The sequence below is a fragment of the Microbacterium sp. NPDC003461 genome (genome assembly GCF_053588335.1).
Genome location: NZ_JBSFPT010000009.1, coordinates 1 through 15,531 on the forward strand (window position 1 = coordinate 1; position 15,531 = coordinate 15,531).

General features: G+C 72.2%; 15 protein-coding genes. 4 read left to right on the top strand and 11 right to left on the bottom strand.

The window, feature by feature from the left end:
• Window positions 1–169 precede the first annotated feature (169 nt).
• From ACWDR7_RS05450 to ACWDR7_RS05460, 3 genes are all read right to left on the bottom strand, one after another.
• A complete protein-coding gene (locus ACWDR7_RS05450) occupies window positions 170–715 on the bottom strand; it encodes a MerR family transcriptional regulator (protein WP_449853914.1) in 546 nt (181 codons plus the stop codon).
• 116 nt (window positions 716–831) lie between these two features.
• The gene (gene ftsR, locus ACWDR7_RS05455; protein ID WP_449853915.1) at window positions 832–1,527 is read right to left on the bottom strand and encodes a transcriptional regulator FtsR; all 696 of its coding nucleotides are present in this window, start codon (window positions 1,525–1,527) and stop codon (window positions 832–834) included.
• Window positions 1,527–2,018, bottom strand: a complete 492-nt coding sequence (locus ACWDR7_RS05460; RefSeq protein ID WP_449853916.1) for an FHA domain-containing protein — start codon at window positions 2,016–2,018, stop codon at window positions 1,527–1,529. The genes ftsR and ACWDR7_RS05460 overlap by 1 nt, the downstream gene beginning before the upstream one ends.
• Window positions 2,019–2,171: 153 nt before the next feature.
• Between ACWDR7_RS05460 and ACWDR7_RS05465 the strand changes: the two genes are divergently transcribed.
• Window positions 2,172–2,840, top strand: a complete 669-nt coding sequence (locus ACWDR7_RS05465; RefSeq protein WP_449853917.1) for a copper resistance CopC family protein — start codon at window positions 2,172–2,174, stop codon at window positions 2,838–2,840.
• A gap of 9 nt (window positions 2,841–2,849) precedes the next feature.
• The gene (lpdA, locus tag ACWDR7_RS05470; protein ID WP_449853918.1) at window positions 2,850–4,247 is read left to right on the top strand and encodes a dihydrolipoyl dehydrogenase; all 1,398 of its coding nucleotides are present in this window, start codon (window positions 2,850–2,852) and stop codon (window positions 4,245–4,247) included.
• A 63-nt stretch (window positions 4,248–4,310) separates the two neighbouring features.
• Here the strand turns inward: lpdA and ACWDR7_RS05475 are convergent, their stop codons facing one another.
• From ACWDR7_RS05475 to ACWDR7_RS05510, 8 genes are all read right to left on the bottom strand, one after another.
• Window positions 4,311–4,928 (bottom strand): CYTH domain-containing protein, encoded by a 618-nt coding sequence (locus ACWDR7_RS05475; RefSeq protein WP_449853919.1) that lies wholly within the window; start codon window positions 4,926–4,928, stop codon window positions 4,311–4,313.
• Window positions 4,929–4,942: 14 nt separating this feature from the next.
• Window positions 4,943–5,182: a response regulator gene (locus ACWDR7_RS05480; protein WP_449853920.1), complete on the bottom strand. Its 240-nt coding sequence runs from the start codon at window positions 5,180–5,182 to the stop codon at window positions 4,943–4,945.
• A gap of 55 nt (window positions 5,183–5,237) precedes the next feature.
• Window positions 5,238–6,263 (bottom strand): YihY/virulence factor BrkB family protein, encoded by a 1,026-nt coding sequence (locus tag ACWDR7_RS05485; RefSeq protein ID WP_449853921.1) that lies wholly within the window; start codon window positions 6,261–6,263, stop codon window positions 5,238–5,240.
• Window positions 6,264–6,306: 43 nt separating this feature from the next.
• Window positions 6,307–6,783 (bottom strand): prepilin peptidase, encoded by a 477-nt coding sequence (locus tag ACWDR7_RS05490; RefSeq protein ID WP_449853922.1) that lies wholly within the window; start codon window positions 6,781–6,783, stop codon window positions 6,307–6,309.
• A gap of 76 nt (window positions 6,784–6,859) precedes the next feature.
• Window positions 6,860–7,336, bottom strand: a complete 477-nt coding sequence (gene smpB, locus ACWDR7_RS05495) for an SsrA-binding protein SmpB (protein ID WP_449853923.1) — start codon at window positions 7,334–7,336, stop codon at window positions 6,860–6,862.
• A 76-nt stretch (window positions 7,337–7,412) separates the two neighbouring features.
• Window positions 7,413–8,330 (bottom strand): permease-like cell division protein FtsX, encoded by a 918-nt coding sequence (ftsX, locus tag ACWDR7_RS05500; RefSeq protein ID WP_449853924.1) that lies wholly within the window; start codon window positions 8,328–8,330, stop codon window positions 7,413–7,415.
• Window positions 8,327–9,631, bottom strand: coding sequence for a cell division ATP-binding protein FtsE (ftsE, locus tag ACWDR7_RS05505; RefSeq protein ID WP_449853925.1), 1,305 nt, complete (start codon window positions 9,629–9,631; stop codon window positions 8,327–8,329). Before ftsE ends, ftsX begins: the two co-directional genes overlap by 4 nt.
• Before the next feature lie 83 nt (window positions 9,632–9,714).
• Entirely contained in the window at window positions 9,715–11,115 is a 1,401-nt protein-coding gene (locus ACWDR7_RS05510; protein WP_449853926.1) for a sugar porter family MFS transporter, read from the bottom strand.
• A gap of 117 nt (window positions 11,116–11,232) precedes the next feature.
• Between ACWDR7_RS05510 and ACWDR7_RS05515 the strand changes: the two genes are divergently transcribed.
• Together ACWDR7_RS05515 and ACWDR7_RS05520 are read left to right on the top strand one after the other, a co-directional pair.
• A complete protein-coding gene (locus ACWDR7_RS05515) occupies window positions 11,233–12,318 on the top strand; it encodes an LOG family protein (protein WP_449853927.1) in 1,086 nt (361 codons plus the stop codon).
• Window positions 12,319–12,488: 170 nt separating this feature from the next.
• Window positions 12,489–15,506, top strand: a complete 3,018-nt coding sequence (locus ACWDR7_RS05520) for a S8 family serine peptidase (RefSeq protein WP_449853928.1) — start codon at window positions 12,489–12,491, stop codon at window positions 15,504–15,506.
• Window positions 15,507–15,531: the final 25 nt, after the last annotated feature.

The window sequence follows — 15,531 nt, forward strand, 5'->3', positions numbered from 1 at the left end:
CCGGCCATCAGGAGCGGCATTGCTGCGAGCATCCAGATCATCGCCGCATTCAGCACGATGTGCCCGACCAGCTCCACGCGATGCGGGAACCCGTGCACGCGAGTGGCGCCCGCGAAGCGGGTGCCCGAGCGGCGCAGATTCAAAAAAGAACAGCGCAGATCTTAAAGAATCAAGCGCTCTTCCGCGTGCGGCGGGCGGCGAGCTCGTCGACGGGGTCCGGGGCGGTGGGGTCGAACTCGACGAGCGTCGACTCGACCTCGCGCAGGACCTTGCCCACGGCGATGCCGAAGACGCCCTGGCCGCGGCTGACGAGGTCGATGACCTCATCGTTCGATGTGCAGAGGTACACCGAGGCGCCGTCGCTCATGAGCGTCGTGCCCGCGAGGTCCTCGATGCCGGACGCACGCAGCTGCTCGACCGCCGTGCGGATCTGCTGCAGCGAGATGCCCGTGTCGAGCAGTCGCTTGACGAGCTTCAGGACGAGGATGTCGCGGAAGCCGTAGAGGCGCTGCGATCCGGAGCCGCTGGCACTGCGGATGGTGGGCACGACCAGCTCGGTGCGGGCCCAGTAGTCCAGCTGCCGATAGGTGATGCCCGCGGCACGCGCGGCGACGGCGCCGCGGTAGCCCATCTGCGGGTCCAGCTCCGGGAGACCGTCGGTGAAGAGCAGGTCGACGGCGAAGCCGGGCTCACCGGTCGGAGTGCCTGCGTTCATGTGTCCCCCTCGTGGTCCGATTCGACCTTCCCAACGTACGCCCCCGCGTGTGCCCCGGCAACGACATCCGGCCGCGCGCGGGTGGCGTGTCGCGAGCCGTTATCGAACGGTGACGATCAGTCGAGCAGGCGGCTCAGCGCCGACTTGACGAAGATCGCCCGCACCTCGTCCAGGCGCGCGGCCAGCTCGGGCGCGAGCTCCGCCGCGGTCGCGCGGGAGCGGGCGTCGGTGCGGCGGCGCACGGTCGACAGGGCCGTCTCGACGAGCGACACCTGGCGCTCGGCGCTCTGGCGCAGGCCGCGCACGTGCCGCGGCTCGATGCCGTGGCGATCGAGGGCGACGAGCGCGCGCATCAGCGCGACGGCCTGCTCGTCGTAGGTCTCGGCCGGCGTGAGCACCCCGGTGCTCACCGCGTCGTTGAACAGCTGGGGGGCCGCGCCGGCCTCGGCCAGCAGGTCGGCCCTGCTGTAGCGGCGCTCGGACGGGTGGATCGACGGCGGCGCGACCGGCGTCTGCACGTCGCGGCCCGCGTCGACGTCGGCGAGGTGCTCGCGGATGACGCTGAGCGGCATGTAGTGATCGCGCTGCAGGGTGAGCGCGAAGCGCAGCCGCTCCAGATCGTGGGGAGAGAACTTGCGGTAGCCCGCGGCCGTGCGCTGCGGGCTGACGATCCCCTGCATCTCGAGGAAGCGCAGCTTGCTCGAGGTCAGCTGCGGGAACTCGGGGGTGAGCTTGGCGAGCACCTGGCCGATGCTGAGGAGCGCGCCGTCTCCCGGCTCCCGATGCGGCAGACGGGCGTGGGCAGCCGCCATCAGGCCCCCGTCGCCGGCAGATCCAGCGGCGAGGCGAAGAAGTTCACGCGGAACTTGCCGATGCGCACCTCGTCGCCGTTGCGCAGCACGCCGCGGTCCACGCGCGAGCCGTCGACGTACGTGCCGTTCAGCGACCGCTGGTCGACGATCTCGAAGCCCGCCTCCGTGCGCAGGATCTCGCAGTGGCGACGCGAGACCGTCACGTCGTCGAAGAAGATGTCGGCCTCGGGGTGGCGACCGACGGTCGTCACGTCGCCGTCGAGCAGATAGCGGGCGCCCGCGGTCGGGCCCGAGCGGACCAGCAGCAGCGCCGAGCCCGCGGGCAGCGCCTGGATCGCCTCGAGCTCCGTCTCGCTGAGCTCGCCGTGGAACGGCACGAACGACAGGTCGGACTCGCCGCCGAACGACTGCGTGGAATCGCCAGAGCCGTCGTGGCCGCCGTCGCGTCGCACCGACGCCGCAGAGGTGGGCTGGAACTCCGAATCCGTCACGCTCGATCCTTCCTTTCGTCCAGCGTATCGGATGGACCGCCGGGCGCGGGATCCGTTCGTCCCCCGGATGGCGGACATCTCGACGATCCCGGGCCCACTATCGGCAGTCGCGCCGCCAGCGTTCGCTCAGCCGCCGACCATACGTTCGGTGGCATGTCCGCCACCACCCGTGTCCTGCGCCGCATGCCCGTGCTGGGCGCGACCGTCGCCGTCCTCCTCGCCGCCTCCCTCGCGAGCGCCTCGCCCGCCGCCGCGCACGATACGCTCGTGTCGACGGCTCCGGCGGCGGATTCGACCGTCGAGACGATGCCGGCGGAGCTGACGCTCACGTACAGCGCCGAGCTCATCGACGCGGGCGACGGCACGGCCGTCCAGGTCCTCTCGCCCTCGGGTGCCGACGCGACCGCCGGGGATCCCGTGGTCGACGGCGCCGTCGTGACCGTGCCGCTGGCCGAGGCGGCGGAGGCCGGGGAGTACGCGGTGACGTGGCGCGTGGTCTCGAGCGACGGGCATCCGATCGACGGCACCTTCTCGTTCACCGTCGCCACCCCGAGCGCGCCGCAGCCGAGCCCCGAGCCCACGCAGACCCCGCAGACGCCGGACGAGTCGGATGCCGCGACGGCGACGCCCGTGCCGAGTGCCACGCCCGATCCCGCCGACGGGACCCCGGCCGACGGCGACGGCTTCGTGCGCAACCTGCCGTGGATCATCGGCGGCCTGCTGCTGGCCGCCGGCGGCGGCGCCCTCGTGGCGATCCTCGTCGCGCGTGCCCGACGCGATCGCACCGACGACGCGGACGACGCGCCGCCCGCCGGGCGATAGGCTGAAGCCATGGCTCACTACGACCTCGTCATCCTCGGCGCGGGCCCCGGCGGATACGTCGCAGCCGTGCGCGGCGCACAGCTCGGGCTCTCGGTCGCGATCATCGAAGAGAAGTACTGGGGCGGTGTGTGCCTCAACGTCGGCTGCATCCCCTCGAAGTCGCTGCTGAAGAACGCGGAGGTGGCGCACACCTTCACGCACAAGGCGGACTTCTTCGGCATCTCCGGCGAGGTCTCGTTCGACTTCGGCGCGGCGTTCGACCGCAGCCGCAAGGTCGCCGAGACGCACGTCAAGGGCATCCACTTCCTCATGAAGAAGAACAAGGTCACCGAGTACGAGGGTCGCGGCACCTTCACGGGACCGAAGGCCATCTCGGTGGCGAAGTCCGACGGGTCCACCGAGGAGATCACGTACGAGAACGTGATCATCGCCACGGGCTCGAAGGTGCGCCTGCTGCCGGGCGTCGAGCTGAGCGAGAACGTCGTCACTTACGAGGAGCAGATCCTCTCGCGCGAGCTGCCCGAGTCGATCGTGATCGTCGGCGCCGGCGCGATCGGCATGGAGTTCGCCTACGTGCTGTCGAACTACGGCGTGAAGGTGACGATCATCGAGTTCCTCGACCGCGCCCTCCCGAACGAGGACGCGGAGGTCTCGAAGGAGATCCAGAAGCAGTACAAGAAGTACGGCATCGACATCCTCACCTCGACCGCGGTCAAGACCGTCGAGGACAACGGCTCGTCGGTGCGCGTCACGTACGAGACCCGCGACGGCCAGCCGGGCGAGATCACGGCCGGCAAGGTGCTCATGTCGGTGGGCTTCGCCCCCAACGTCGAGGGCTTCGGCCTCGACAAGACCGGCGTCAAGCTCACGGAGCGCGGCGCCATCGAGATCGACGACTACATGCGCACGAACGTCGACGGCATCTACGCCATCGGCGACGTGACCGCCAAGCTGCAGCTCGCCCACGTGGCCGAGGCGCAGGCCGTGGTCGCCGCCGAGACGATCGCGAAGGCCGAGACCCAGACGCTCGGCGACTACCGCATGATGCCGCGCGCCACGTTCTGCTCGCCGCAGGTGGCCAGCTTCGGCCTCACCGAGGAGCAGGCGCGGGCCGAGGGCCGCGAGATCAAGGTCGCGAAGTTCCCCTTCAGCGCCAACGGCAAGGCCAACGGCCTGGGCGAGCCGATCGGCTTCGTCAAGCTCATCGCCGACGCCGAGCACCTCGAACTCATCGGCGGCCACATGGTCGGCCCCGACGTCTCGGAGCTGCTGCCCGAGCTCACGCTCGCGCAGAAGTGGGACCTCACGGCCGTCGAGGCCGCCCGCAACGTGCACACGCACCCGACGCTCTCGGAGACGCTGCAGGAGGGCTTCCACGGCCTCCAGGGTCACTTCATCAACATGTGATCGATGTCGCAAAGGGCCCGGATCCTCGGATCCGGGCCCTTTCGCGTCGGTGACGTCGGCGGATCAGCGGCCGAGGGCGCGGGCGAGTTTCGAGGCCGACGAGGCGCCGCGGGCGCCGGCGGCCAGCGCCGCCTCCGCCACCGCGGCGAAGAAGGCCTCGCGCGCCGCGGCATCCGCCGGGGCGGCGGGGCCGAGCTCGATCTCCCACTCGTGCCACTCGCGCTCGTCGCCCGCGCGCAGGTCGGTCGTGCGCACGTGGTCGTCGACGAACTCCGCCAGGGTCGCGCCGTGCGCGTCCCGCAGCTCGTAGGCGGTGCGGTCGTTCACGATCCGCGCGAGCGGCTCCAGCGGCGCGGTGGTCCACTGCGCGATCTCGGCGCGCACGGCGTCGGGCACCTCGTCTCCCTCGCCGAGGGGCCAGCCGAGCTCCACGCGAGCGCCGTCCACGAGCGGCCCCTTGATGTGCCAGCCGGCATCGGGCCCGCCGGTGCGCCGGCGCAGCGCCACGCCGGCGCGGCCGAGCGCGAGGTCGGCCGTGTCGAGGTACAGCGCGTCGAGGTGGCGCTCCTCCCCCGGCGTCACCGCGGCCACGCCGGGCACTCCCGTCCAGTCCGGCACCGGGGTGCCGGCGTCCACGTCGAACTTGCGCTCGACCTCGACGAAGCGCGTCGGTCCGGTCATCCCGGCCGCCGCCATCAGCGGTCGGCCGCCTTCGGCTCGTCGTCGTCCGTCGAGTCGATGTCGTTCAGCTCCTGGGCGTAGCGGAACTCCACCTCGGTGGGCCCGTCGCCCTCGCCGGTGTTCTCCGCGTCGCCCTCGCGCCGGTAGACGAGCTGACCCTCCGCGTAGGGCATGATCAGCTGGTCCTGGTCGGTGGAATCCAGGGGCAGGACCTGTCCGTCGAGGGGTCCGCCGTTCAGTCGTGCGATGGCCATGGGCCGAGCCTACCCCCGGCCTCCGCGCGGCGCGCGGGGGTTGCGCCCGCGCGCGTCATGCCTCACGCGCCGCGTTCGCCTCGCGCTCCGCGCTCTCCTGCTCCCTGGCCGTGCGCAGCGCCGCCGTGGCGATGCGCACCTCCCGCTCGGCGCTGCGCACCTTGCGCTGCGCGAGCGTCGTGGCGCCGTAGCGCTCCCCCACGCGATCGCGCTCCTCCGCCATGGTCGTGATGACGTGCGCGCACGCGATCAGGATCACCTGCGCCGAGAAGTTGAGCCACAGCAGCAGCGCGATGAGCGAGGCGAACGACGTGAGCAGGGGGTTCGAATCGGCGCCGCCGACGAAGAGCCCGGAGAGCTGCTGCAGCACCACGAGGCCGGCGGCGCCGACGAGCGACCCGGCGGCCAGCGCGCGCAGCGAGGCGCGCGTGCCCGACAGGAGCGCGAACAGCAGCGCGATGATCACGGCATCGAGCGCGAAGGTCACCGCGATGGTGACGAGGCGCGTCACGACGGCCGCGGTGAGATCGGAGCCGAGGCCCACCCAATCGAGCACGGTCGTCACGAACGCCGATCCGAGGAACGTCACGACGACCGAGGCGAGGAGCAGCACGCCCACGGCCAGTGCGAACAGCAGGTCGCGCAGAGCGAGCAGGATCGGCGAGGTCGTCGCGTTCTCTGTGCCCGCCATCACGCGGATCGCGGTGCGCAGCGTCGTGATCGCCCCGATCGCCGCGCCCACGAGGGCGACGACCGCGATGACGCCCGCCACGGTGATGGCGCCCGGCGCCTTCTGCAGCTCGCTCGCGTCGATCACCCCGCCCTCGCCGATGAGGCCGGGGATGACGTTGTCGACACCGGCCACGAGCGCGTCCCACAGCTCCGGGCGGCCGGAGAGCCAGATCGCCGCGGCGGAGAACCCCAGCAGCACCGCCGCGAACAGCGCGAAGAGCGCCCGGTAGGTCACGCTCGCCGCCAGCACCGGCCCGTTGCTCTCGGAGTAGAGCAGAAGCGAGCGGACGAGCCGCCGCTGCAGCGCCCACGCCAGCACGCGATTCCAGATGCCGATCAGCGCCCCCATGGGGCCAGGCTAGCGTCCGCCGCGCGGCGCCGCCCCCCTTGCGTCAGCCCACGAGGGGCCCTATGCATGCGCCGAGGAGCATGTACGGACCGAACGCGATCCGCGTGCGCGCGTCGGCGCGGCCGGCGGCGACGAGCGCGACCGCGACCACCCCGCCCGCGAGGAATCCGGCCGCCGCGCCCAGGGCGAGCGCGGCCCAGCCGTGCCAGCCGAGGAACAGTCCCACCAGCAGCGCGAGCTTGACGTCGCCGCCGCCCATCCCGCCGCTGTCGCGGCCGGCGATCCACAGCGCGGCGTAGAAGCCACCCAGCAGCAGCGCGCCCGCCGCGCCGCCCCCGATGGCGGACGTGCGCCCCGCCAGCAGCGCGGCGACGACGAGCAGCGCCGCGACGACGCCCGTCATCGGCAACACGATGGCGTTCGGCAGCCGGTGCTCGGCCAAGTCGGTGCGGATCAGCGCGAGGCCGCCGGCGCCGAACGCCAGGTACGCCGCGCCCAGCGCGACCGAGGCCGGATCCATCGTCCCTCCCGCGGCTCGCCCATCCGATCCGGACGATCGTAGGCGCGCGGGGCGGGGTGGCACGGATGCCTGTGGGTCACTCCCCCACGCGGTTGCGCAGGCGCATGGCGCGCTCGGCCTCGCGGCGGTCCTGGCGCTCGCGCAGCGTCTGGCGCTTGTCGTACTGGGTCTTGCCCTTGGCCACCGCGATCTCGACCTTGGCGCGGCCGTCGACGAAGTACAGCTTCATGGGCACGAGCGTGTAGCCGCCCTCGGCCGCCTTGCGCGCGAGCTTGGCGATCTCGTCCTTGTGCAGCAGCAGCTTGCGGATGCGCTTGGCCGAGTGATTCGTCCACGTGCCGTTCGAGTACTGCGGGATGCTCACCTGGTCGAGGAACGCCTCGCCGCGGTCGATGTACGCGTAGCCGTCGGTGAGGTTGGCGTGGCCCTCGCGCAACGACTTCACCTCGGTGCCCTGCAGCACCAGTCCGGCCTCGTAGGTCTTCTCGATCGTGTACTCGTGGCGGGCACGGCGATTGAGGGCGATGACCTTCTCGCCCTTCTCCTTCGGCATGCGACACCCGCCCTTCCGCGATCCGGCACCTCGAACGCCGCCCGCCGGATGACGGGCAGCGTTCCAGTCTACTGGATCAGGCGCGCAGCCAGCGGCGGATCGCGAAGCCGGCCGAGGCGGCGGCCAGCACGACGCCGAGCGCGATGATGACGGGGACGACGAGCCACGCCTCGCCCATGCCCACCCACGGCACGGTGCCCATGCTGGTGGCGAGATAGCCGTCGACGCCGAAGCGGACCATCAGCAGCACGGCGACGCTCGCGAGCGCGGCGCCCAGGAACGCCGCGACGACGCCCTCGAGCACGAACGGCGTCTGGATGAAGCGGTTCGACGCGCCCACCAGGCGCATGATGCCGACCTCGCGGCGCCGGGCGTAGGCCGACAAACGGATGGTCGTGCCGATGAGCAGCACGGCGGAGATGAGCATGAGCGCCGCGATGCCCACGGCGATGTACGTCGCGATCGTGAGCGCGGCGAACAGCGGCTCGAGATGCTCGATCTGGTTCGTCACCCCCTCGACGCCCGCGATGCCGGAGAACGCCTCCACGAGCACGTCCGCGTTGCGGGGGTCCTCCGGGTTCACCAGCGTGATGCGGAACGACGCGTTCGTCTGCTCGGGGGTGAGCAGATTCGCCTGATCGGGGAAGTTCTCGGTGAACGACGCGTGCGCCTCCTCGGCGGAGATGTAGGTGAAGCGCTGGATCACCGACGACAGCGTGTCGGAGCGCAGCTCCGCCTCGACGGCCGCGGTCTGCTCCTCCGTCGCGGCGCCCTCCAGGCAGGTCTCCTGCGTGGACAGGGTCGAGCACAGGTAGATCTCGATCTGCGCGCGGTCCTGGAAGTACTCGCGCATCGTGCCGATCTGCGCCTGCATCAGGATCGCGGCGCCCACGAAGGTCAGCGAGACGAACGTGACGAGCACGACCGAGACGACCATCGACGCGTTGCGGCGGAGCCCCGTGAGGACCTCGCCGAGGATCAGTCCGAGTCTCATGCCGTCGGCCCCACTTCGTCCTCGTCGTCACGCCCGAGCCCCAGCCGCTCGGCGAAGCCGAGCTCGGCGACCCGCTCGGCCTGCTCGGCGACGGGGCGCTGCCGCGCCTTCGTGACGTCGGGCGGCAGCGGATCGTCCTCGCCTCCCGCATCGGACCCGGCGGGGCGCGCGGGCGGGATCGGCGCGACACGGGGCGGCTCCGCGGGGCGCGCCGGGCCGGCCGCGGGCGCGGCGGCGTGGGGGCCGGCGGGCGGCTGCCGGGGCGTCGCCCGCGGCGCCGCCGGCTGCGTGGGCCGCGGCACGTGCGTACCCGGCACGTGGGTGCGCGGCGCCTCCGCCCGGGGGGCGGGGGCGGGCACCGGGGTTTGAGGGGCGGGCGCCTGGGCCTGCGTCTGCGCCGGCGCCTGGGGAGCCTGCTCGCGGGGCGCCTGCTCGCGGGGCGCGGGGGCGCGACGGATCGGCGGGGTCGCGGGCTGCGCGGCCGTCGCCGGCGAGGCCGGGCGCCCCTGCGCGTCGAGCCGATCCGAGACCTCGCGCTGCACCTCGAGCACCGCCGTGAGGGCGGCGACGGCGGCGGCGCCCTTCTCGATCTGCGGCTCGAGGCGCTGGATCGCAGACGTGTCGCCGTATCCGCCGTGGCGCTCGTCGCGCACGAGGCGCCCGTTCGACAGCTCGATGACGCGTCGCTGCATGCGGTCGACGAAGCCGGCCTCGTGCGTGGCCATCACGATCGTCGTGCCCGACGCGTTGATCTGCGCGAGCAGCTCCATGATGTCGGTCGACGTGGCGGGGTCGAGGTTTCCCGTCGGCTCATCGGCCAGCAGCAGCTGCGGCCGGTTCACGAGCGCGCGCGCGATCGCCACACGCTGCTGCTCGCCGCCCGAGAGCTCGTGCGGCATGCGCTTGGCCATGCCCTGCAGGCCGACGCGCTCGAGCGCCTCGGGCACGGCCTGCTTCACCATGGCGCGCGAGGCGCCGATCACCTGCAGCGTGAACGCCACGTTCTGGAACACGCTCTTGGACGGCAGCAGGCGGAAGTCCTGGAAGACCGACCCGATGTGCCGGCGGAAGTAGGGCGTGCGCCGGTTGGAGAGCGACTTCGTGTCGCGCCCCAGCACGACGATGCTGCCCGAGGACGGCACCCCCTCCCGCAGGATGAGGCGCAGGCACGAGGACTTCCCCGATCCCGACTGGCCGACGAGGAACACGAACTCACCGCGCTGGACCTCGAACGAGACATCGTCGAGGGCGGGTGAGGCGGTCCCCTTGTAGCGCTTGGTGACGTGCTCGAACCGGATCATGGCCTACCCAGGCTAAGCGCGGCCCCGCGCCTGGCCCCGAGCGACACCCCCGGCGCGCCGCACGGATGCGCGCCGGGCGGCGCTCAGGCCTTCATCTCCTCGAGCTCCATGCCCTTCGTCTCGCGCACCCGGAACCACACGAACACGAACGACAGGGCGGCGAAGCCCGCGTAGAGGCCGTAGGCGAGGGTCAGCGAGATGCTGCTGAGCCACGGGAAGGTCGTGGAGATCGCGAAGTTCGCCACCCACTGCGCGGCGGCGGCCACGGCGAGCGCGCTCGCGCGGATCCGGTTCGGGAAGATCTCGCCCAGGAGCACCCAGACGACCGGGCCCCACGTGGCGCCGAATCCGACGACGAAGAGGTTGGCCGCCACGAGCGCGACGATCGACCACGGCGCCTCGAGGCTGACGGATCCGTCGGCGGCGGTCGTCGCGAACGAGAAGGCGACGGCCATGACGCCGAGGGAGACCGTCATGAGGAGCGATCCGGAGATCAGCAGCGCCTTGCGTCCCACCTTGTCGACGAGGAGGATCGCCACGATCGTGACGACGATGTTCGTCACCGACGTGATCACGCTCGTGGTGAGCGCGCTGCTCTCGTCGAAGCCGACCGAGCGCCACAGCGTGGTCGAGTAGTAGAAGATCACGTTGATGCCGACGAACTGCTGGAAGACGCTCAGCAGGATGCCGACCCACACGATCGGCTTCAGCCCGAGCGCCGGGCCCACGAGATCGCGCAGCGACTCGCGCTTCTCGCTCTGCAGCGAGTCCTTGATCTCCTGGATCTTCCTGTTCACGTCGAGCTCGCCGCTGAAGTCCAGCAGCACCTGCGACGCCTTGTCGTAGTCGCCCTTGCGCACGAGGTAGCGCGGCGACTCGGGCAGGCGCAGCGACATCACGCCGTACACGACGGCGGGCACGGCCTCGACGATGAACATCCAGCGCCACGTCTCGATCCCGAACCACAGAGTCTCGGCGGCGCCGCCGGAGGTCGCGGCGAGCACGGCGTTCGTGAGCAGCGCGGCGAAGATGCCGAGCACGATCGCCAGCTGCTGCAGCGAGCCGAGGCGGCCGCGGATGCGGGCGGGAGAGACCTCGGCGATGTACGCCGGCGCGATGACCGACGCGGCGCCGACGCCGAGCCCGCCGACCGCGCGCCAGACCATCAGATCCCACACGCCGAAGGCCAGGCCCGAGGCGATGGCCGAGACGAAGAACAGCGCGGCCGCCACGAGCATGACCGGCACGCGGCCCCACATGTTCGCGATGCTGCCGGCGAACCACGCGCCGAGCGCGGCGCCGAGCAGGGCGATCGACACCGAGAAGCCCTGCAGGCCCGGGTCCAGCGCGAAGTCGGCCGAGAGCGCGTCGACGGCTCCGTTGATCACCGAGGTGTCGTAGCCGAAGAGGAAGCCTCCGAGAGCGGCGGCGATCGCGATCCCGATCACCCGCCCGTTGATCCGACTCAGTCCCGCATCCGTCATGTCGCCCCCTTCGTCACGTGCCCTGGCGACAGGCACACCACGCGAGCCTACCCGCGTGGCACGGCCCTCGGGCAGGCGCGCGCGCACGCCGCGGGCGATCCTGCCAGGATGGGCGCGATGAGGCGCACGCGGGGCAGGGTCGTCACGGTCGAATCGCTCACCGAGCTGGAGGAGCGGCTGTCGGCCGGCGTCCGCAGGCTGCGCGGGTGGCGGATCGTCGGCCTCGATCTGCGTGCGCTGTCGGACGCGCTGGCCGCGTGCGACACGTCGCGCACGACGTTCGCCGGGTGCCGCTTCGCCCCGGGCGACGCCGAGCGGCACGAGCGGCGAGGCGCCCTCGTGCTGCCGGGTGTCGACGCCGCGCCGATCGACCCGCACCGCGACGCGCTGTACACGGCCGACGAGCTGTACGACGCCGAGCCGTACGCGCGCTCCCTCGACGCCCGCGCGTTCGCGTGGCAGCACGAGCGCACCGCGCCCGACGCGGCGCTGGCGCGGGCGCTGCACGACGAGGGCGTCGACGGCGCGCTCGGGCGGTGGGTGCGGGGCCGCCGGCTGATCGGGGTGATGGGCGGCCACTCCCTGACGCGCGGCGAGCCCGGCTACGCCGACGCGGCCCGGCTCGGGCGGCTCCTCGGCGCACGGCTGACCGTCGCGACGGGCGGCGGGCCGGGCGCGATGGAGGCCGCCAATCTCGGCGCACGGCTGTCGGCCCATCCGGAGAGCGCGCTGGAGGAGGCGCTCGAGCTGCTCTCGGCCGCGCCGTCGTACCACCCCTCGGCCGACGCGTGGGTGGCCGCCGCGCGGCGCGTGATCGCGCGGTTCCCCGATCCCGCCGACTCGCTCGGCGTGCCCACGTGGCACTACGGCCACGAGCCGCCGAACCTGTTCGCCACGGCGATCGCGAAGTACTTCCGCAACGCGCTGCGCGAGGCGATCCTGCTGGAGCTGTGCGACGCGGGCATCGTGTTCCTGCCGGGCGCGGGCGGCACGGTGCAGGAGATCTTCCAGGACGCGTGCGAGAACTACTACGCCACCGAGGACCGCATCGCGCCGATGGTGCTCGTCGGGCGCACGCACTGGACCGAGACGCTGCCGGCGTGGCCGCTGCTGCGGGCGCTGGCGAAGGGGCGGCCCATGGAGGAGCACGTCCATCTCGTCGACACGGTCGACGAGGCCGCGGCGCTGCTCGCGCCCTCCTGACGCGCCGCCACTCCCCCTTCGGGCACCCTCGGGCGCCAGCGGCATACCCGGATATCCCCGGTGAGCCGACGCGCCGAAACGCGTTTCTGTGCAACACCTGTGAGCTAGATTCGGCGCCACTGCGCGAGCGGACGGCCCGCGCGACACCCATCCCGCACAGGAGGCATTGGATGATCCGACCTCTCCCGCGCGCGGCGGCGGCGCTCACGCTCGCCCTCGCGCTCACGGCGACCGCGGCCACGGCCGCACACGCGTCACCCGCGGAGGAGGTGCATCCCCTGGTCCCCGTCGATGCCGAGGACGGCCGCTACGTCGTGCTCCTCAAGGAGGACGCGCTCGCGACGTACGACGGCGGCGTGCCCGGCATCGAGGCGACCAAGCCCGACAAGGGCAATCGCCTCGACGCCCACGCGAAGAACGCCCAGAAGTACATCGAGCACCTCGAGAAGAAGCAGCAGCGGCTGGCCGACGAGATCGGCGCGCTGCCCGACACGACCTACCAGGTCACGGCCAACGGCTTCGCCGCCGAGCTCAGCTCGGAACAGGTCGCGCACCTGCGCACCGACAAGGACGTGCTCGGGGTGTTCCCCGACGAGCTGCGCAAGGTCACCGCGCAGACGTCGCCCGACTTCCTCGGCCTCGGCTCCGACGCCGACGGCCGCGGCGGCGTGTGGGAGGCCACGGGCGGCGTGGAGCACGCGGGCGAGGGCATCGTGGTCGGCGTCGTCGACACGGGCATCGCGCCGGAGAACCCGTCGTTCGCGGGCGACAAGCTCAAGAACCAGGCGGCGACCAAGAAGCCCGGCGCGCCGTACACGAGCGGCGGTCAGATCGTCTTCGACAAGGCCGACGGCACGCAGTTCCGCAGCACGATGGTCACGGGCGAGGAGTGGAGCAAGCACGACTACTCCACGAAGATCATCGGCGCGCACTGGTTCGGCGAGGGCTTCGGCGCCGTGACCGACGACGACTACCTCTCGCCGCGCGACGGCGACGGCCACGGCTCGCACACGGCGAGCACCGCGGCGGGCAACTTCGGCGTCGAGGCCTCGGTCTCGGGCGTCGACTTCGGCACCGTCTCCGGCGTGGCGCCCGCGGCGAAGATCGCCTCGTACAAGGCGTGCTGGAACGGACCGGATCCGGCGAGCACCGACGACGACGGCTGCGCGATCAGCGACCTCGTCGCCGCGATCGACCAGGCCGTCGCCGACGGCGTCGACGTGATCAACTACTCGATCGGCGGCGGCTCGGCCACGAGCGTGCTGCAGCCCGAGGACATCTCGTTCTTCAACGCCGCCGCGGCGGGCGTGTTCGTGGCCGCCAGCGCCGGCAACTCCGGCCCTGGCGCCTCGACCGCCGACCACGCCTCGCCCTGGTACACGACCGTCGCCGCCTCGACGATCCCCACGTGGGAGGGCGCCGTGGAGCTCGGCGACGGGTTCACGGCCCCCGGTGTGACCGTCTCCGTCCCCGACGGGCAGACCGTCACGGGCGAGCTCGTGTACGCCGGCGACATCCCCGCCGCCGGTGTCGCGCCCGCCGACGCGGCGCTGTGCCTGCTCGGCAGCGTCGACGACGCCGCCGCGGCCGGCCGGATCGTCGTGTGCGACCGCGGCTCGAACGCGCGCGTCGAGAAGTCGCAGGAGATCGCCGAGTCCGGCGGCGCGGGCGTGATCCTCACGAACGTCGCGGCCGGGGAGTCGCTCGACAACGACTTCCACTCCGTGCCCACCGTGCACGTCGCCGCCGAGCACCGCGCCGCGATCCTCGACCACGCCCGCACCGCCGAGGCACCCACCGCCACGCTGCACAGCGACAACATCACGGGCGTCATCACGCCGGTGCCGCAGGTGGCCGGGTTCTCGAGCCGCGGGCCGATGAACGCCGAGACGAACGACATCATCAAGCCGGACGTGTCGGCTCCCGGCGTCGCGATCCTCGCGGCGACGACGAGCGGCGAGAAGGAGGAGCCGACCTTCGGCATCCTGTCGGGCACCTCCATGGCGTCGCCGCACGTGGCGGGCCTGGCCGCGCTGTTCCTCGGCGAGCACCCCGACTGGGCGCCCGCCGACGTGAAGTCGGCGCTCATGACGACCGCCTACGACACGGTGAACGCCGACGGATCGGCGAACACCGACCCGTTCGCGCAGGGCGCCGGCCACGTCGACCCGACGAAGATGCTGCAGCCGTCGCTGCTGTACAGCAGCGGCCCGACCGACTGGGCCGGGTACCTGCAAGGCCTCGACCTGATCGCGTTCGGGCTGCCGGAGGAGGCCGAGGTGGCGCCCAGCGACCTCAACCTCGCGTCGATCGGCATCGGATCGCTGTCGGCGCCCGAGACGGTGACGCGCACGATCACGGCGACCGAGGCAGGCACGTACACCGCCACGGCGGAGGTGCCCGGCGTCGAGGTGACCGTCGAGCCGTCGACCGTGACGCTGGCGGCGGGCGAGAGCGCGACCGTCGCGATCACGTTCACGAAGGGATCCGCGCCCGCCGAGCAGTGGACGACGGGCTTCCTCACGTGGACGGGCGGCACGAACGACGTCCGCTCCCCCATCGCGATCTTCCCCGTCACGGCGAGCGCCCCGACGGAGGTCACCGGCACGGGCACGGACGGATCCCTGGAGGTCGGCATCACGTCGGGCGTCTCCGGCGAGCTCGCGCTGAACACGGCGGGCCTCGCGGCCGCCGAGCGGCTCGTGGACGGCGACGAGACGACGGGCGCCGCGGACGACGGGTTCACGCACTCGATCGTCGAGGTGCCCGAGGGCGCCGACCTGGCGCGCTTCGTGCTGGACTCGGCCGCCGACACCGGATCGGACCTCGACCTCGTGGTGTACCGCGTGGTGAGCGAGGACGACTGGCGCTACTACGAGATGTGGCAGTCGGCCACCGGCTCGGCCGACGAGGAGGTCGTGATCACGGCTCCGGCCGCCGGCACCTACGTGGTGGAGTCGCACGTGTACTCGTACGACGCGCCGTTCACGTGGACGCTGGACGCGGCCGTGGCCTCGCCCGGCCAGGGGCTCGAGGCCACGCCGAACCCGCTGCCCGTCGAGGACGGCGCCGATGTGTGGTACGAGCTGTCGTGGAACGGACTCGTGCCCGGCACGACGTACTACGGCGTCGTCCGCTACGGCGACTCGGCCGTGCGCACGCTCGTCACGGTCGACACGACTCCGTGACCTGAGCCGTGACCTGACGCGCACC